This is a genomic window from Kribbella sindirgiensis, assembly GCF_004331435.1.
Classification (GTDB): domain Bacteria; phylum Actinomycetota; class Actinomycetes; order Propionibacteriales; family Kribbellaceae; genus Kribbella; species Kribbella sindirgiensis.
Window position 1 is genome coordinate 176028 of record NZ_SJKA01000012.1, and the last position, 17840, is coordinate 193867.

The window sequence follows — 17840 nt, forward strand, 5'->3', positions numbered from 1 at the left end:
GTTTCAAACGCCCGGCCGGGCCCTTGGTCCCCGGCGCTGATGCCGGAGGCCTCTCCCGCCGCGGGGCTCCGAAAGCTCCCCTGAAAGCATCCACATCCGGTGCTGGGGGAGCCCCGAGCCTTCTGGGGGGTCGTCATGACCATCAGTCGACGTCGTCTGTTCCAGGCCGGTGCAGGCCTGGCCGTTCCACTCTCGTTCGGTACGGCGCTGCGGGCGTCCGCGGCCGTTCCGCCCGGTGTCACGCCGTTCACCGAACAGCTGCCCACGCTGGCCGACCTCGGCGTCGTCGACGCCACGCAGGGCGGCAGCGCGACGATCCGGATGGTGAACGCCGTCCACCGGTTCCATGGCGCGCTCGGACCTGCGGACACCTTCGCCTACCGCACAGCGACCGGTGCGCAGACCTACCTCGGCCCGGTGATCGTGGCCCGGCGCGACGTCCCGTTCGACCTGGTCGTACGCAACGAGTTGGGCAGCCACCCGCTCGCCTTCGCGATCGACGAGCAGCTGATCCAGCAGGCCGTCGGCGAAGGCTTGCTCCCGGCCGGCACGGACGACGCGGTCCGGCCGCGGGCCGCCGTCCACCTGCACGGCGGGAACACCCGGCCGGAGGACGACGGCGGACCGCTGGACACGTTCCTGCCCGGCACCGAGTTCGTCTACTCGTACGAGAACAAGCAGGCCTCGGCGGGCCTGTGGTTCCACGACCACGCGCTCGCGATCACCCGGCTGAACGTGTACGCCGGTCTGGCCGGCGGCTATCTGCTCCGCGACGACGACGATCCGGGTGACGGCAGCCGCCTGCCTGCGCCGCCGTACGAGCTGCCGCTGGTGATCCAGGACCGGATGCTCACCGCCGACGGGAAGCTCGCCTACCCGCCGAACCAGAACCCGACCACCCCGAGAGCGTGGGCACCGGAGTTCTTCGGCGATGTCGCGACCGTGAACGGCAAGGCCTGGCCGAACCTCGACGTGGCCCGCGGCAAGTACCGGTTCCGCGTCTTCAACGGGTCGAACGCGCGGTTCTACCTGCTGAAGTTCATGGCCGGCGGAGCGGGCCTGTCCTTCCACCAGATCGGCACCGACGGCGGTCTGCTCGATGCTCCGGTGCCGCTGAACAAGCTGACGCTCGGCCCGGGCGAACGCGCCGACCTGGTCGTCGACTTCGCCGCGCTGCCGCCCGGCAGCAGCGTGATCCTGGCGAACAACGCCCGGACGCCGTTCCCGGACGGACCGCAGGCGGCCCGGCGCGGCGGCGCACCCCTGTCGCAGATCATGCGTTTCACCGTGACGAGCACGACCGGCTACACGGCGCCGCTGCCGGCCAGGCTGCGCGCGGTTCCGATCACCAGGCTGGCGGGCCGGACGCCGGCGGCCAGCCGGACGATGACGCTGGTCGAGCTCCTCGACGCGGCCGGCGCGCCGCTCGCTGCGTTGCTGAACAACCGGTCCTTCGCTTCCGAGGAGTTCCGTGACGAGCCGATCGGCAAGGACACGCTCGAGCAGTGGGAGCTGGTGAACACGACCGGTGACGCCCACCCGATCCACCTGCACTTCACCCAGTTCCAGGTGCTCAACCGGCAACGGTACGACGTCAGCCGGGCGGCCCTGGTCGGTGCCGCCGTACCGCCGCCGGCCAACGAGCGCGGCTGGAAGGACACGGTGGTGGCCATGCCCGGCGAGGTGACCCGGATACTGGTCCCGTTCGGTGCGAACGCGGCCGGTGGCGCGCCGCTGGCGATCGGCGCCTCGTACACCGGTGAGTACGTCTGGCACTGCCACATCCTGGAGCACGAGGACAACGACATGATGCAGCGCTACGTGATCGAGTAGCCCGCCGAGGCGGTTTGGTGGGGGACTGTGATGTGCGGGATGGTGTCCTGAAGCGGAGTGTGACAGGAGCCCGCGATAAGGTCGGGCGTCCACAGGTCGCATCAGGTCGCTACGGAAGGTGGATCGTTTCCATGAGCGTCGGTGAAGTCGCGGGGCTGATAGCCGCCTGCGCGCTGCTCATCCTGGTGGGCCTGCTGGCCTATCCGATCCTGAAGCTCGGCAAGGTGTTCGACGAGACCCGGATCATGGTGAAGGGCGTCTCCGACTCCAGCGTCCCGCTGCTCGGCGAGGTGACCACCACGGTCGCGACCACGAACGCGCAGCTGGCGAAGGTGGACACGATCACCGACAACGCGACCACCGTGACCACCAACGCGGCCGCGCTGATGTCGCTGTTCTCGGCCACCGCCGGCGGCCCGCTGGTGAAGGCGGCCGCGTTCACGTACGGCGTCCGCCGGGCGCTCGGTGAGCAGCAGCGCAAGGACGTGTCGCGGCGCGTCAAGGAAGAGATGAAGGCCGAGCGGAAGGCGCGGAAGCGGTGAAGCGGATCTTCTGGCTGATCATCGGGATCGCCGTCGGCGTGTACGCCGTGACCCGGCTGAAGAAGCGGGCCCAGATTCTCGCCCCGGAGGGGATGCAGGAGTCCGCGGCCAAGCTGGCCGCCGCGGTCCGGCACTTCGGCGACCAGGTCCGCGAGGGCATGGCCGAGCGGGAGACCGAACTGCGCGACGCGCTCGGCATCGAGAACACCAACGATCGTGAGGACTACCGGTAACACCCATGGAAACCAGTGAGATCAGGCGGCGGTTCCTGCAGTACTTCGAGGACCGGGGCCACACCGTGGTGCCGAGTGCGCCGCTGCCGTCGCCGGACCCGAACCTGCTGTTCAACGTCGCCGGCATGGCCCAGTTCGTGCCGTACTTCGTCGGTCAGCAGACGCCGCCGTACGCGCGCGCGACCAGCGTCCAGAAGTGTGTCCGGACCCTCGACATCGAGGAGGTCGGCAAGACCACCCGGCACGGCACCTTCTTCCAGATGAACGGCAACTTCTCGTTCGGCGACTACTTCAAGGAAGACGCCGTCAAGTTCGCCTGGGAGCTGGTCACCAAGCCGCAGAACGAGGGCGGCTACGGCTTCGACGAGTCTGTTCTGTACGCCTCGGTGTACTACGAGGACGACGAGGCGATCGACATCTGGAAGCGGGTCGCCGGGCTGCCCGACGACCGGATCGTCCGGCTCGGCATGAAGGACAACTTCTGGTCGATGGGCATCCCGGGTCCGTGCGGCCCGTGCTCGGAGATCCTGATCGACCGCGGCCCGGAGTTCGGCGCGGACCGGGACTGGGAGGCAGGCGACCGCTACCTGGAGTTCTGGAACCTGGTCTTCATGCAGAACATCCGCGGCGAGGGCGGCGGCAAGGACGGCTACGAGATCCTCGGCGAGCTGCCGAAGAAGAACATCGACACCGGTCTCGGCCTGGAGCGGGTCGCGTACCTGCTGCAGGGCGTCGACAACATGTACGAGATCGACGAGATCTACCCGGTGATCGAGAAGGCGTCCGAGCTGAGCGGCCGCAAGTACGGCGCGGAGCACGAGGACGACGTACGGTTCCGGGTCGTCGCGGACCACGTGCGCAGCGCGCTGATGCTGATCGGCGACGGCGTCACGCCGGGTAACGAGCAGGGCGGGTACGTGCTGCGGCGCCTGCTGCGCCGGGCGATCCGCTCGATGCGCCTGCTCGGTTACGAGGACCCCAGCCTGGTCGAGCTGCTCCCGGTGAGCCTCGAGCAGATGAAGAAGTCGTACCCGGAGCTGGTCACCGACTTCGGCCGGATCAGCCAGGTCGCGTACGCCGAGGAGGAGGCGTTCCGCCGTACGCTCACGGCCGGTACGACGATCTTCGACGTGGCGGTCCGCGACACCAAGGCGAGCGGTGCGCACCAGCTCGAGGGCGCGAAGGCGTTCCAGCTGCACGATACGTACGGCTTCCCGATCGACCTGACCGTCGAGATGGCGGCCGAGCAGGGCCTGAACGTCGACACCGAGGGCTTCCGCTCGCTGATGAAGGAGCAGCGCGAGCGGGCCAAGGCCGACGCGCGCGCCAAGAAGGCCGGTCACGCGGACACCTCGGGGTACCGGGAACTGCGGGAGAAGGGCGTCACCGAGTTCACCGGGTACCAGGAGCTGTCCAGCGACTCCGAGGTCCGAGGTCTGCTGCGTGAGGGTGCGGTCGCGCCGTTCGCCGAGCAGGGCGAGACCGTCGAGGTCGTGCTCGAGAAGACCCCGTTCTACGCCGAGTCCGGCGGACAGATCGCGGACGAGGGCCTGATCCTCGGCGACGGGCTGAAGCTGAAGGTGCTCGACGTGCAGCGCCCGGTCAAGGGTCTGATCGTGCACAAGGTCGAGATCGTCGAGGGCGTCCTGCGTCCCGGCGCGAACGTGCAGGCCGCGGTCGACCACGAGTGGCGGGTCTCGGCCTGCCAGGCGCACTCCGGCACGCACGTCGTGCACGCCGCGCTGCGCCAGGTGCTCGGCCCGAACGCGCTGCAGAGCGGCTCGTACAACAAGCCCGGTTACCTGCGGCTCGACTTCGCGTGGTCGTCGGCGCTGGACGCCGCGACCCGGTCCGAGATCGAGGAGGTCGCGAACCTCGCCGTACGCAAGGACCTGCCGGTGTCGGCGCAGTACATGACACTGCCGGAGGCCCGGGACTGGGGCGCGCTGGCGCTGTTCGGCGAGACGTACGACGAGCAGGTCCGCGTGGTCGAGATCGGTGGCCCGTGGTCCCGGGAACTCTGCGGTGGCACGCACGTGAAGCACTCGTCGCAGGTCGGCGCGGTCACCGTCACCGGTGAGTCGTCGGTCGGCGCCGGGGTCCGGCGGATCGAGGCGTTCGTCGGCATGGAGGCGCTGCACTACCTCGGCCGCGAGCGGGCACTGGTCCGGCTGCTCAGCGAGAACCTGAAGGCCCGCCCGGAGGAGCTGCCCGCCAAGGTCGCCGATCTGGCCGAGCGGCTGCGGGTGGCCGAGAAGGAGCTCGAGCGGATGCGCGCCGCGCAGGTGCTGGAGGCCGCGGCGGAACTGGCCAAGGACCCGAAGGACGTCTTCGGCGTCCAGTACGTCGGCCACCGCGCACCCGACGGCGTGAACGGCGGCGACCTGCGCAAGCTGGCGCTGGACGTCCGCGGCCGGATGCCGAACGACAAGCCGGTCGTGGTCGCCGTGCTGAGCGTGAACGACGGCAAGCCCGGCGTGGTGATCGCGCTCAACGACCTGGCCCGGGAGTGGCGGCTGAAGGCCGGCGACCTGGTCCGGATCGCGGCCGAGAAGCTCGGCGGCCGCGGCGGCGGCAAGGACGATGTCGCGCAGGGTGGCGGCACGGACGCGGCCGGTGCCGACGACGCGCTGAGCGCCGTCGAGCACGCGATCGGTCACCAGGTCACCGGCTAGATGAGCCGGCAGTCTTGAGGAGCCGCCGATGAGGACGGGCGTGCGGATCGCGCTCGATATCGGCGACGCCCGGATCGGCGTCGCGAGCAGCGATCCGCACGGAATCCTGGCGACCCCTGTGGAAACCGTCCGGCGTGGGCCCGGCGATCTGGATAGGATCGCGGCACTCGCCGCCGAACTGGAGGCGTTCGAGATCGTGGTCGGGCTGCCGCGCTCCCTGTCCGGGGGCGAGGGGCCGGCCGCGGTGAAGATCCGGGAGACGGCGGAGCAGGTGCGGGACAAGGTACTGGTGACGAACTCGGGGACGACGGTGCGGCTGGTGGACGAGCGGTTCACCACGGTCACCGCCGAACGGATGCTGCGGGAACGGGGAAAGAAAGGCTCCAAGCGACGGGCGGTGGTCGACCAGGCCGCGGCCGTCGTGATTCTGCAACATGCGCTCGACCTGGAGCGTGAGACCGGCAACCCACCCGGGAGGCCCCTGTGAACGGACCATCGGTGCACGAAGAAGTGGACGAGGGCGAGCGTGACGATCTGGGCAGCGGCCTCGGGCTGCGCGCGGAGTCCCGCGTCGAGCGCCGCGCCAACCGGCGCCGGGCGCGCGGCCGCCGCGCCTTCGGCTGCTTCGCCGGCCTGATCTCGCTGGTCGTCGTCGGCGCCCTGGTGGCCGGTGCGGTGGTCGGTTTCGGCAAGGGCAAGGACGCGCTCGAGGGACTCTTCTCCGCTCCCGACTACGAGGGCGCGGGCACCGGCTCCGTGGTCGTCGAGATCACCAAGGGCCAGGCGACCGCGTCGATCGCGGACACCCTGGAGAAGAAGGAAGTCGTGAAGAGCGCCCGCGCCTTCGAGCGGGTGGCCCGCGACGATCCGCGGTCGCTGCAGATCCAGGCGGCCACCTACACGCTGCGCAAGCACATGTCGGCCAAGGCCGCTCTCGACCTGATGCTGAACACCGCCGAGTCGGTCAAGGTGGCCCGGATCAGCATCGCGGCCGGCAAGACCAAGGCCGAGGTCGCGGTGATCCTGCAGGGCTCGAAGATGAAGCTGCCGGCCGGCGCCGCCGCCACGGCCCTCGGCAAGCCGGCCTTGCTCGGTCTCCCGCCGTACGCGCACAACAACGCCGAGGGCTTCCTGTTCCCGGGGACGTACGACGTCCCGAAGAACGCGAACGCGTACACGATGCTCAAGCTGATGACCGCGAACTACGCCAAGACCGCGGCGTCGCTGGACCTCGTCAACACGGCGTCCCGGAAGAAGCTCGATCCGTACCAGGCGGTCATCGTGGCCAGCATCATCGGCGCGGAGACGAATCGGCCGGAGGACTACGCCAAGGTCGCACGGGTGATCTACAACCGGCTGGCGGCCGGGATGCGGCTGCAGATGGACTCGACGATCCACTACGTGGTCGGCAAGGACGGCGGTGTCTTCACGACACCCGAGCAGCGCGCGAACCCCTCGCCGTACAACACCTACAAGTACAAAGGCCTGCCGCCGACGCCGATCAACTCGCCGACCCGCGACGAGCTGCGCGCGGCGATCAACCCGGCCCAGGGCTCCTGGAAGTACTTCACGCTGGTCAACCTGGACACGGGCGAGACCGCGTTCGCGAGCACCCTGTCCGAACACCAGGCCAACACCGCCAAGCTGCAGGCGTGGTGCCAGGCGCACAAGGGCAGGTGCTGAATTGACCCGGTGTGCCGTTCTCGGTTCGCCGATCGCGCACTCGCTGTCGCCGGCCATGCACCGGGCCGCGTACGCCGCGCTCGGGCTGGACTGGCGGTACGACGCGTTCGAGGTCGAGGAGAACGAGCTCCGCGGATTCGTCGCGTCGCTCGGTGACGACGTCCGCGGGCTGTCGCTGACCATGCCGCTGAAACGGGTCGCGCTCGACCTGGTCGACACGGTGGACCCGGTCGCGGAGCTGATCGGCGCGGCGAACACGATGCTGTTCGAGCCGGACGGATCCCGGTCCGCCCACAACACCGACGTACCGGGGCTGGTGAACGCGTTCGCCGAGCAGGGCATCACCGCGGCCGAGTCGGCGGTGGTGATCGGCGGCGGCGCGACGGCCGCGTCCACGCTGGCGGCGTTGCGGGGGATGAAGGTCACCGACGTGACGGTCGTCGTCCGGGACGTCGCGAAGGCCGAGCGGCTGCTGGACCTCGCGGCGGAGCTCGGACTCCGCACCTCGGTCGCGGACTTCTCGCAGGTCGAGCAGATCGGGGGCTTCGACCTGTGCGTGTCGACGCTGCCCGGCGGCGCGGTCGACCCGTGGGCCGAGCACTTCGCCGCCGTCGCGCCGGTGGTGTTCGACGTCGCGTACCACCCGTGGCCGACCCGGCTCGCCATCGCGGCGCACCGGATCGGTACCGAGCTGTTGAACGGACTTGATCTACTCGTGCATCAAGCGACCCTCCAGGTCGAGATGATGACGGGTAGGTCGCCGGCTCCTCTGGCGGCCATGAGGGCTGCTGCGCGTGAGGAGCTGGGGGACCGTGAGCCTGCTTGACCGTCGTACCGTTCTGATCGCCGGAGTCGCCGTCACCGTGGCCGGCTGCGGTGACTCGAAAGACACCGGCAGTACGACGAGCCCGTCGCAGACTCCTAGCACCGCACCCAGCACGACTACGGCTGCCCCCACCACAACCGCGCCGACCACGCCGAGCGGTACCCCGAGCACGTCGGCGCCCACGCAGACCGCGGCCGGGCCGAACTGGAACGCCCTCGCCGGCTCGCTGAAGGGCCGCCTCTACCTGCCCTCCACCTCCGGGTACGCCGCCGCGCACCAACTCTTCAACCCGCGCTGGGACAGCGTCCGCCCGACCGCCGTGGTCAAGGCCGCCAACCCGGCCGATGTGCAGAAGGCGATCGACTTCGCCCGCACCAACAAACTCGTCCTGGTCCCGAAGAGCGGCGGCCACTCGTACGTCGGCGCGTCGACGATCGCGAACGGTGTGCAGCTCGACGTCGGCGGCCTCAAGACCATGAGCTACGCGAACGGCGTCCTCACGGTCGGCGCCGGCGCCCGCCTGTACGACGTGCACGCCTTCCTCGACCGCTACGGCCGCTCGCTGCCGACCGGCACCTGCCCGACCGTCGGCGTCGCCGGCCTCACGCTCGGCGGTGGGATGGGCGTCCACACGAGGACGTACGGCCTGACCTGCGACCGCGTCGTCTCGATGGGCGTGGTCACCGCGGACGGCAAGGCGCACACCGTCAGCGCGAGCGCGAAGTCCGACCTCTTCGCCGCACTGCGGGGCAGCGGCGGCGGCAACCTCGGCGTGGTCACGTCGTTCCAGTTCGCGACGATCCCGGCGACCAAGCTCGGCTTCTTCCGGCTGACCTGGCCGGAGTCGCAGGCGGCGGCCGTCGTCCGTGGCTGGCAGAAGTTCGCACAGAGTGCACCGGCCACGGTCTGGGCCAACCTGCACATCGATGCCAAGAGCAACGGGACGCTGTCGATCCGCGTGCTCGGCGTCTCCACCACGGGCGACGCGACCGCTGCGGCCGCGCAACTGGAATCGCTCGTCGGCGCGAAGGCGTCGGGGCGGACGCTCTCGGTGAAGTCGCACCTGGAGGCGGTCAAGTACCTCGGCGGCGGTACCACGAGCCCACGCCAGGGGTTCCTCGCCGGTTCCGACGTACTCAAGGCGCCGATGGACGCCGCGACGATCACGGGCCTGCTCGGCGCGGTGAAGGCGGCCGCGCGCGCCGGGACGCCGGCGTCGGCGATCCTCGACCCGCTCGGCGGACAGGCCGCGAAGGAGCCCGCCGGCGGTTCGTCCTGGCCGTGGCGAAGCGCGCTGGCCGTCATCCAGTGGTACTCGTCGGCGCAGGGGACGAACGCGCAGACCTTCATCTCGAACGGCCACAAAGCGGTCCGCCCGTCCTCGGCCGGCGGCTACGTGAACTACGTCGAGTCCGGGCGGGCGATCAGCTCGTACTACGGCGCGAGCGCCTCGAAGCTGCAGGCCGCGAAGAAGAAGTACGACCCGGGCAACTTCTTCCACACCCCGTACACCCTCAGCTAGCTAGTGTTCGGCCCGTGAAGCTTTGGCGTGTGATCGCGGGTGTGCTGGCTGCCGGGTTCGTCGCGGCTGGGGTGACGCCCGCGTGGGCGTGTGCGTGTGGCGGCTACCTGCCGGACGGGCAGTCGAAAGCGCGGGTGTACGGCGAGAACGCGCTGGTCCAGTACGCCGGGGGCACCGAGCAGATCACGCTCTCGATGTCGGTCCGCGGCGCGTCGAAGAAGGCGGCCTGGATCATGCCGGTGCCGTCGGCCGCGAAGGTCGACCTCGGCGACGACGACTACCTGTTCTACCGGCTGAACCAGCTGACGGCGCCGAAGCGCGTGGTGAAGAAGACGTACTGGCCGTTCCGCGACCTCGGTATCGGCCGCGGCCCGGGTGACGCGGCCGGTGCCCCGGCGCCGGGAGCCGGGGTGAGCGTCAAGGAGCAGATGACGCTGGGCCCGTTCGCGATCACGCGGCTCGGCGGGTCCAGCGGTACGGCGGTCACGGACTGGCTGCGCACGAACGGGTACGTCGTCCCGTCGACGCTGGCCGCGAACCTCACGCCGTACCTGGCCGAGAAGTGGGAGATCGTCGCGGTCAAACTCGCCCCGAAGCAGGCCGGCGAGAACCTGTCCGGCGCGACCCCGCCGCTGCGGCTGACGTTCGCGTCGGACCGGATCGTGTACCCGATGCGGCTCAGCAAGGGCGCGACCACGACCCAGACCGTCACGGTGTACGTCGCGGCGGAGCACCGGGTCGATGCGACGAGGACACCGGATGCCGACGTGACGCCGGAGCTGCTGTTCGCCGGCCGGGTCGACACCGACATGCTGCCGAAGCCGACCGACTTCCTGACCGCGTACACCGCGACGTACCGCGAGCCGGGCAAGATCACCGACGACTTCACATTCGCGCAGGCGGCGAACGACGACGAGTACCAGCGGATCACGTATGTCACCGAGAACGACGGGTTCTGGAGTACGGTCGCGGTGCTCCTCGTACTGGTCCTGCTCCTGGGCGGCGGCGTGTTCGTCCTCGTGCGCCGGCGGGCGGCCGCGGGCGCGCGCAAGTAGTCGTCTAGGGTCGTGGATCGTGCCGGCTGACAACGCGTTGCTCGCTGTGGGAATCGGCGTGCTCGCGTGCGGCGCGGTGGCGTCGGTGCTCGGTCCGTGGCTGATGCGCACGATCCCCGAGCCGGAGCTCGAGGAGGGCGAGACCAAGGTCCCGTACGCGTCGCTGGCCGGCCGCAGAGCGGCGTACTGGTGCGGCGGACTGGCGGCACTGGCGGGGGGCATCCTCGGCTGGGTGCTCGGCCTGGACGCTGTGCTGCCTGCGTGGCTTGTGCTCGTGGTGGCCGGCTCGGTGCTCGGGTACATCGACGCGCGTACTCGGTTCCTGCCGTCGGTGATCATCTGGCCGACGTACTTCGTGGTCGGGGCCGGGCTGGTGGCCGCGGCGCTGGCGACGGGGGAGTGGGGCTCGTTGCGCCGGGCGGCGATCGCCGGGGCGATCGGTTTCGCGGTGTTCTACGTGCTGTGGTTCGCGTTCCCGCGCGGTGTCGGGTTCGGTGACGTGCGGTTGTCGGGCCTGCTCGGGATCGCGCTCGGCTGGCTCGGCTGGGGTGAGTTCGTGTCCGGGTTGTACGGCGGTTTCTTCCTCGGCGCGATCGTCGGGATCGTGCTGATCGCGGCCCGGATCATGACCCGCAAACAGATGGTTCCGTTCGGGCCGTTCATGCTCGTCGGGGCGTTGGCCGGCGTACTGCTCGGCGTTCCGTTGGAGCGGTTGTACGCCGGATAGCTGAGTCCTGCACTCCACCAGATGGTTGATGTGCGGACACTGCCCGCCTTCCTAGGGTCGAAGCATTCGAACTCGGGAGGGAATCTCAATGCCAGTCAGTCGTCGTGGTCTCCTGGCCGGAACAGCCGTCGCGGGTGCGGCACTCGCCATCCCTGGTACGGCGTCCGCGGCACCGGCCGCTGTCGCCGGTGACACGATCCGTGCGGACGACGCGCGCTACCAGGACCTGGTGCTGCGTGGACAGAACCGCCGGTTCGTCGCGAAACCCGACTACATCCGGGTGATCCGGTCGGCCGAGGACGCCGTCGCGGCCGTGCAGGACGCGGTCCGCGGCGGGAAGCGGATCGCGGTGCGCGGCGGCGGGCACTGCTTCGAGGACTTCGTGGACAGCAGCGACACCGAGGTGCTGCTGGACATGTCGACGTACGACGAGATCACCTGGGACCCGCGGTACCGGGCCTTCTCGATAGGCGCCGGGGCGATCCTCGAAACCGTCTACAAGGAACTGTTCATCGGGTGGGGCCTCACGGTGCCCGGCGGGGGATGCCTCGGCGTCGGCGTCGGCGGCCACTTCAGCGGCGGCGGGTACGGGCCGCTGTCCCGCAAGTACGGCTCGGTCGTCGATCACCTGTACGGCGTGGAGGTCGTGGTCGTCGACGCCCGCGGACGGGCGCGGTCGGTGGTGGCCACGCGCGACAACGAGTACCGCGACCTGTGGTGGGCGCACACCGGCGGTGGCGGCGGGAACTTCGGCGTCGTCACGCGGTACCTGATGCGCTCCAACGGTTCCGCCGGCCGGACGCCGGCCGAGTCGTTGCCGAAGGCACCGGCCGCGTTGCGGTCCAGCATCCTGCTGTACGACTGGAAGACGACGACGCAGGCCGGGTTCCTGCGGACGGTGCGGAACTGGTTCGACTTCTTCGAGCAGCACAACACCGCGGACTCGCCGTACGCGACGCTCTACGCGCCGTTCATCCTCACGCACACCTCGGCCGGGAACTACCTGCTGTCCACGCAGATCGACGCCGCCGCGCCGAACTCGGCCGAGCTGATGAAGGCGTTCAACGCCGCGATGGTCGCCGGCGTGGACCCGAAACCGCAGGTGATCGACGTCGGTGAGGGGCCGTTCCTGCACACCACGATGGAACGGTCGATCGGCGAGACGGCGTCGCCCGGTCGCGGGAAGTACAAGGCCGGGTACCTGAAGAAGGGCTACACCGACGAGCAGATCCTCGCGATGTACCGCGGGCTCACCGACCCGACGTACACCGGCCCGGAGTCGTCGGTGCTGCTGGTGCCGTACGGCGGGAAGGTGAACACCGTGCCGTCCGGCGCGACCGCCGCCGCGCAACGTGACGTCGTCGCGAAGATGGTGCTGAGCGCGTCCTGGACGGCCGCGGCCGACGACGACAAGAACCTCGCGTGGGCGCGGAAGGTGTACGCCGACATCTACCGCGACACGGGCGGTGTCCCGGTGCCGAACGCGACCAACGCCGGCTCGTACATCAACTACCCGGACGTGGACCTGGCGGACTCGGCGTACAACAAGTCAGGGGTGCCGTGGCACGACCTGTACTACCTCGGCAACTACCCGCGGCTGCAGCAGATCAAGGCGAAGTGGGATCCGCGCAACGTGTTCCGCCACAAGCTCTCGATCGAGCCCCGCTGAGAGCTGAGTTGAGTCACCAGCCGGGGTAGCGGGTGGTCCAGGCGGTGTGCGGCCCGTAGTCGCCGTGCAGCCGCTTGCCCTGGCTGAACTCCAGCGCGAAGTCGTCGGCGAGCTGGAGGATGACCGGACGTCCCTCGACGGTGAAGACGAGCTCCGCGGGCAGAGCCGTCTCGCCGTGGAGGGCGCCGAGAATGTTCCCGCAGATCGCGCCGGTCGAGTCGCTGTCCCCGGAGTGGGTGACCGCGAGCGCCAGCGCATCGAGGAACTGGTCGGGTTCTGGGTAGGCGAGGGCGGCGAAGACGGCGATCGCGAGCGCTTCCTCCGCGACCCAGCCGCCGCCGAGGCGCTCGACCGTGACCGGTCCGGCCGGCGCCGTCGCGGCCAGGTGCCTGGCGAAGGCGAGCGCCGTACTGGTCTCCTCGTGGCCCTCGTGCTTGATCAGCAGGCTCGTGGCATTGGTGAGCGCGTCGTCGAGGCTTGCGCCGCCGCACAGCTCACGGATGATCGCGGCCAAGGCGCCCGAGGCGAGCTTGCCGGTCGGGTGCCCGTGCGTGTACCCGGCGGCGGTCGCGGCAGAGTCGAAGACCCACTCGGCCGGGAAGTACTCCGGCAGCAGCCCGAACGGCGCGACCCGCATCACGCCGCCGCAGCCCTTCGAGTCGTTAGCCGCCTGGTCGCCGTACTGCGCGATCCTGGCCGCACCCTTGCGGGCCTGGGTCAACGCCGTCAGGCAGGTATTGCCCGGCGCGCGGCGCGCGTACAGCCACTGCTCGCCCAGTAGCCAGCCGTCCGGCTCGCCGCTCGGTCCCGGCAGGTTCTGCGTGTCCAGCCACCGGTCGTACGCATGCTGAACGACAGCCACGGTGAAGCCCAGCCCGCGGTCGGTCCGGACACTCGCCCGGATCAGACCCTCGACCGTGAACAGGGTCATCTGAGTGTCATCGGTGATCGTTCCCGCGGGCCATCCGCCGGCGACGAACGCCCGTACGCCGTCCGGGTACTTCGCGAGGATCGACCGCGCATCCTCGAACTCCACCGGCCCGCCCAGCGCGTCCCCGATCGCACCGCCCAGCAGGCACCCCCGCACCCGCGCCCGCCACGTCTCCTCAGCCACCCGCGTCATGCCAGGACCCTATCGGGGTGGTGCTGGCGCTACCTCGAAGACGGGATCTGGGGCCAGTTCGCGCGGCGCTCGCAGCTTCTACGGTCGTTGTTGTAGCGCAACCGATCGTTCCAAGGAGCAGACGATGACCACCGCATTCCGTCGTACCGCCGGGCGTCTGGCCGTGGCGGCCCTCGCCACGACCGCCCTCACGGGCGCCGCGATCGCCGGCGGTCACGCAGCCACGGCCAGCACCAGCTGTGAGGACTCACCGATCGCCAAGACCTTCAACGCCGTCCTCGCCGTCCGCACCGGCCCCACCCAGGACAACGCCGCCTGCGACTGAGTCTGCTGATTCTGTCCAGTCTGTCTAGACTGTTGTCCATGACGGTCACAGCTGGGCAGTGGCAGTTGCAAGAGGCGAAACAGCATTTCAGCGAGCTGATCCGGGCTGTCCGGACGGACGGTCCGCAGTTCGTGACGAAACACGGGCAGCAGGTCGCCGTCGTGCTGGACATCGTGGACTACCGGCGGATGGTGGGAGTGGAACTGGTGGAGGATTTCAAGAGTTTCCTGGCCTCGGCGCCAGATATGAGCGAGCTGGAGATCGAGCGGTCGGCCGAGCCCGTGCGGCAGGTCGACTTCGAATGAGCTTCCTCCTCGACACGAATGTCGTGTCGGAGCTGGCCAAGAAGTCTCCGGACCTGAGCGTGGTCGACTGGCTCAAGTCGGTGAAGTCGGCCCAGCTGTACCTGAGTGTGCTCGTGGTCGGAGAGATCATGCAGGGTGTCGAGCGGCTCGCGGGCCGGGATCCCCGGCGAGCCGCTGCGATCGACGACTGGCGGCAGCGACTTGTCCGTGGGTACTCGGACCGGATCGTCCCGGTCTCGCTGGAGGTCGCCGAGACTTGGGGCCGGCTCAACGCAAGCGGCCGGCTGCCGCTGGCAGACGGGCTGATGGCTGCGACCGCCCTCGTCTACAACTGGACATTCGTCACCCGCAACGTCGCCGACATCGAGCGCACCGGCGTGCGGCTGCTCAACCCCTTCGGCAACTGAGACCGCTGTCCGGGGTGTGAGCGTGCCGTGAAAGAATCGGGGCATGCTGCGCTGGCTCACCGCCGGCGAGTCGCACGGACAAGCGCTCGTCGCCGTACTCGAAGGTCTTCCCGCAGGCGTTGAGGTCACCACAGATGATGTGGCCGACGCCCTGGCTCGTCGTCGGCTGGGCTACGGCCGCGGCGCCCGGATGAAGTTCGAGCGGGACGAGGTGACGTTCGTCGGCGGCTTCCGGCACGGGCTGACCCTCGGGAGCCCGGTCGCGATCCAGGTCGGCAACACCGAGTGGCCCAAGTGGGAGCAGGTGATGAGCGCCGACCCGGTCGACGCCGAGACACTGGCCGGCCTGGCCAGGAACGCCCCTCTGACCCGCCCGCGGCCCGGCCACGCCGACCTGGCCGGCATGCAGAAGTACGGGTTCGACGAGGCCCGCCCGGTGCTCGAGCGCGCCAGTGCCCGCGAGACCGCGGCGCGCGTCGCGCTCGGCGAGGTCGCGGCCCGCTTCCTCCGCCAGGCGTACGGCGTGACGATCGTCAGCCACGTCGTCGAGCTCGGCACCGTCAAGGCGCCGTACGGCGTGATCCCGGCGTACTCGGATGTCGCGGCGCTGGACGCGGACCCGGTCCGCTGCCTCGACCAGGACGCGAGCAAGCAGATGGTCGCCGAGATCGACGCCGCGCAGAAGGCCGGCGACACCCTCGGCGGCGTCGTCGAGGTCGTCGTCGACGGGCTCCCGCCGGGCCTCGGCAGCTACGTGCACTGGGACCGCCGCCTCGACTCCAAGCTGGCCGGCGCGTTGATGGGCATCCAGGCGATCAAGGGCGTCGAGCTCGGTGACGGTTTCGAGCTGGCCCGGACACCGGGCTCCAAGGCGCACGACGAGATCGTCGCCGAGGACGGTTCGGTCCGCCGGACCAGCGGCCGTTCGGGTGGCACCGAGGGCGGGATGAGCACCGGCGAGACGCTCCGGGTGCGGGCCGCGATGAAGCCGATCGCGACCGTCCCGCGGGCCCTCCGCACGATCGACACCGCCACCGGCGAGGCCGCTGCCGCCCACCACCAGCGCTCGGACGTCTGCGCCGTACCGGCGGCCGGTATCGTCGCCGAGGCGATGGTCGCGCTGGTGCTGGCCGAGGTCTCGCTGGAGAAGTTCGGCGGCGACTCGGTCGGGGAGACCGCGCGGAACCACCAGTCGTACCTGGCGAACCTGCCGAAGACGATCACCCCGCGGGAGTGGGAGTGAGCCCGGTCGTCGTCCTGGTCGGCCCGCCCGGATCGGGCAAGTCCACGATCGCGGCGCTGCTGTCCGAGCGCCTCGGCGTCCGGCACCGCGACACCGACCACGACATCGAGGCCGCGGCCGGCAAACCGATCTCGGACATCTTCGTCGACGAGGGTGAGCCGCACTTCCGCAAGCTCGAGCGGGACGCGATCTCGGCCGCGTTGCAGGGCGACGGTGAGGTGCTGTCGCTCGGCGGCGGCGCGATCCTCGACGCCGGCACCCGCGCCGACCTCGCCGGGCACACCGTGGTCTTCCTCGACGTCAGCCTGGGGGAGGCGACCAAACGCGTCGGCCTCAGCGTCGCGCGCCCGCTGCTGCTCGGCAACGTCCGCACCCAGCTCCGCAACCTGATGGAGGCGCGCCGCCCGCTGTACGGCGAGGTGGCCAAGCTGACGGTGCTGACCGACGAGAAGACCCCCGACCAGATCGCCGACGAGATCCTGGAGCACCTGGGATGACCGACGCCCCGACCCGGATCCGGGTGGCGGCCGCCGCGCCGTACGACGTTGTCATCGGCAACAACCTGCTCGGCGAACTGCCCGGGCTGCTGGGTGAGGGCGTGCAGCGGGTCGCCGTCGTCCACCCGCGGGCGCTGCGCTCGACCGGTGACGCGATCCGCGACGACCTGACCGGTTCCGGGTTCACCGCGCACGCGATCGAGATCCCGGACGCCGAGGAGGCCAAGACCGCGGAGGTGCTGGCGTACTGCTGGTCGGTCCTCGGGCAGGCCGGTTTCACCCGCTCGGACGCGATCGTCAGCGTCGGCGGCGGCACGACGACCGACCTCGCGGGCTTCGTCGCCGCCACCTGGCTGCGCGGTGTGAAGGTCGTGCACATCCCGACCACCCTGCTCGGCATGGTCGACGCGGCCGTCGGCGGCAAGACCGGGATCAACACGGCCGAAGGCAAGAACCTGGTCGGCGCCTTCTGGGAGCCGGCCGGCGTACTGTGCGACCTCGCGTCACTCGAGACGCTGCCCGTCAACGACTACATCAGCGGCCTCGCCGAGGTCGTGAAGTGCGGTTTCATCGCCGACCCGGTGATCCTCGACCTCGTCGAGAAGGACCCGGCCGGCGCCACGAGTCCGTCGTACGGCGCGACCGAGGAGCTGATCGCCCGGTCCATCCAGGTGAAGGCCGACACGGTCGGTGCCGATCTGCGCGAGCGGACCACCACCGCGGGCGGTCCGATCGGGCGCGAAGGGCTCAACTACGGGCACACGCTCGGCCACGCGATCGAGCGCGTCGAGCGGTACAAGTGGCGTCACGGCGCCGCGATCAGCATCGGCATGGTCTTCGTCGCCGAGCTGGCCCGCGCCGCCGGCCGCCTGGACGACGCCACCGCCGATCGCCACCGCGCCGTCCTGGAGTCCCTCGGCCTCCCGGTCAGCTACCGCGCCGACGCCTGGCAGCACCTCCAGGACGCCATGAAGCTGGACAAGAAGACCCGCGCGGACCGCCTCCGGTTCGTCATCCTGGACGCGCTGGCGAAACCGACGATCCTCGAAGCCCCCGACCCCAGCCTCCTCGTCGCCGCCTACAGCGAAATCACCTAACCCCCGCCAAGGCCCCCGCGCCCTGTTCCGCGCCCCGCGCGCACCGACTGCTGTGCCGTTGCACAGGATGTGGGGCCG

18 protein-coding genes are annotated in these 17840 nt (G+C 70.1%); 17 read left to right on the plus strand and 1 reads right to left on the minus strand.

The features are described 5' to 3' along the window. The first annotated feature begins 135 nt into the window (after nucleotides 1–135). From E0H50_RS29780 to E0H50_RS29830, 11 genes are all read left to right on the plus strand, one after another. Nucleotides 136–1833, plus strand: coding sequence for a multicopper oxidase family protein (locus E0H50_RS29780; RefSeq protein ID WP_131293853.1), 1698 nt, complete (start codon nucleotides 136–138; stop codon nucleotides 1831–1833). A 131-nt stretch (nucleotides 1834–1964) separates the two neighbouring features. Continuing rightward, a complete protein-coding gene (locus E0H50_RS29785; RefSeq protein ID WP_130388436.1) occupies nucleotides 1965–2375 on the plus strand; it encodes a DUF948 domain-containing protein in 411 nt (136 codons plus the stop codon). After that, nucleotides 2372–2608: a DUF6167 family protein gene (locus E0H50_RS29790; protein WP_131293854.1), complete on the plus strand. Its 237-nt coding sequence runs from the start codon at nucleotides 2372–2374 to the stop codon at nucleotides 2606–2608. Before E0H50_RS29785 ends, E0H50_RS29790 begins: the two co-directional genes overlap by 4 nt. A gap of 5 nt (nucleotides 2609–2613) precedes the next feature. Continuing rightward, complete coding sequence (alaS, locus tag E0H50_RS29795) at nucleotides 2614–5283, plus strand: alanine--tRNA ligase (RefSeq protein ID WP_131293855.1); 2670 nt, start codon at nucleotides 2614–2616, stop codon at nucleotides 5281–5283. A 28-nt stretch (nucleotides 5284–5311) separates the two neighbouring features. Next, the gene (ruvX, locus tag E0H50_RS29800) at nucleotides 5312–5770 is read left to right on the plus strand and encodes a Holliday junction resolvase RuvX (protein WP_131293856.1); all 459 of its coding nucleotides are present in this window, start codon (nucleotides 5312–5314) and stop codon (nucleotides 5768–5770) included. 11 nt (nucleotides 5771–5781) lie between these two features. Continuing rightward, entirely contained in the window at nucleotides 5782–6966 is a 1185-nt protein-coding gene (gene mltG, locus E0H50_RS29805; RefSeq protein ID WP_238151360.1) for an endolytic transglycosylase MltG, read from the plus strand. Between the two features lies 1 nt (nucleotide 6967). Beyond that, complete coding sequence (locus E0H50_RS29810; RefSeq protein ID WP_131293858.1) at nucleotides 6968–7792, plus strand: shikimate dehydrogenase; 825 nt, start codon at nucleotides 6968–6970, stop codon at nucleotides 7790–7792. Next, nucleotides 7779–9314, plus strand: coding sequence for an FAD-binding oxidoreductase (locus tag E0H50_RS29815; RefSeq protein WP_131293859.1), 1536 nt, complete (start codon nucleotides 7779–7781; stop codon nucleotides 9312–9314). The genes E0H50_RS29810 and E0H50_RS29815 overlap by 14 nt, the downstream gene beginning before the upstream one ends. A gap of 14 nt (nucleotides 9315–9328) precedes the next feature. Next, on the plus strand, nucleotides 9329–10369 hold the full coding sequence (locus tag E0H50_RS43985) for a DUF2330 domain-containing protein (RefSeq protein ID WP_131293860.1): 1041 nt from the start codon (nucleotides 9329–9331) through the stop codon (nucleotides 10367–10369). A gap of 19 nt (nucleotides 10370–10388) precedes the next feature. After that, on the plus strand, nucleotides 10389–11096 hold the full coding sequence (locus tag E0H50_RS29825) for a prepilin peptidase (protein WP_238151361.1): 708 nt from the start codon (nucleotides 10389–10391) through the stop codon (nucleotides 11094–11096). 88 nt (nucleotides 11097–11184) lie between these two features. Further along, on the plus strand, nucleotides 11185–12765 hold the full coding sequence (locus tag E0H50_RS29830; protein WP_131293862.1) for an FAD-binding oxidoreductase: 1581 nt from the start codon (nucleotides 11185–11187) through the stop codon (nucleotides 12763–12765). A 13-nt stretch (nucleotides 12766–12778) separates the two neighbouring features. Here E0H50_RS29830 and E0H50_RS29835 read toward each other — a convergent pair whose 3' ends face one another. Next, a complete protein-coding gene (locus E0H50_RS29835) occupies nucleotides 12779–13888 on the minus strand; it encodes an ADP-ribosylglycohydrolase family protein (protein WP_131293863.1) in 1110 nt (369 codons plus the stop codon). Between the two features lie 124 nt (nucleotides 13889–14012). On the opposite strand from E0H50_RS29835, the gene E0H50_RS29840 reads away from it, so the two are divergent. The 6 genes from E0H50_RS29840 to aroB are packed head-to-tail and all read left to right on the plus strand — an operon-like array spanning nucleotide 14013 to nucleotide 17762. Beyond that, nucleotides 14013–14213, plus strand: coding sequence for a hypothetical protein (locus tag E0H50_RS29840; RefSeq protein ID WP_131293864.1), 201 nt, complete (start codon nucleotides 14013–14015; stop codon nucleotides 14211–14213). Between the two features lie 38 nt (nucleotides 14214–14251). Further along, nucleotides 14252–14518, plus strand: coding sequence for a type II toxin-antitoxin system Phd/YefM family antitoxin (locus E0H50_RS29845; RefSeq protein WP_202868383.1), 267 nt, complete (start codon nucleotides 14252–14254; stop codon nucleotides 14516–14518). Beyond that, on the plus strand, nucleotides 14515–14925 hold the full coding sequence (locus tag E0H50_RS29850) for a type II toxin-antitoxin system VapC family toxin (RefSeq protein ID WP_131293865.1): 411 nt from the start codon (nucleotides 14515–14517) through the stop codon (nucleotides 14923–14925). Before E0H50_RS29845 ends, E0H50_RS29850 begins: the two co-directional genes overlap by 4 nt. A gap of 43 nt (nucleotides 14926–14968) precedes the next feature. Further along, a complete protein-coding gene (gene aroC, locus E0H50_RS29855) occupies nucleotides 14969–16168 on the plus strand; it encodes a chorismate synthase (protein ID WP_131293866.1) in 1200 nt (399 codons plus the stop codon). Beyond that, nucleotides 16165–16665: a shikimate kinase gene (locus tag E0H50_RS29860; RefSeq protein ID WP_131293867.1), complete on the plus strand. Its 501-nt coding sequence runs from the start codon at nucleotides 16165–16167 to the stop codon at nucleotides 16663–16665. The genes aroC and E0H50_RS29860 overlap by 4 nt, the downstream gene beginning before the upstream one ends. Next, nucleotides 16662–17762 carry a 3-dehydroquinate synthase gene (gene aroB, locus E0H50_RS29865; RefSeq protein WP_131293868.1) on the plus strand — a complete coding sequence of 367 codons (1101 nt, stop codon included), beginning with the start codon at nucleotides 16662–16664 and terminating at the stop codon, nucleotides 17760–17762. The genes E0H50_RS29860 and aroB overlap by 4 nt, the downstream gene beginning before the upstream one ends. Nucleotides 17763–17840 lie beyond the last annotated feature (78 nt).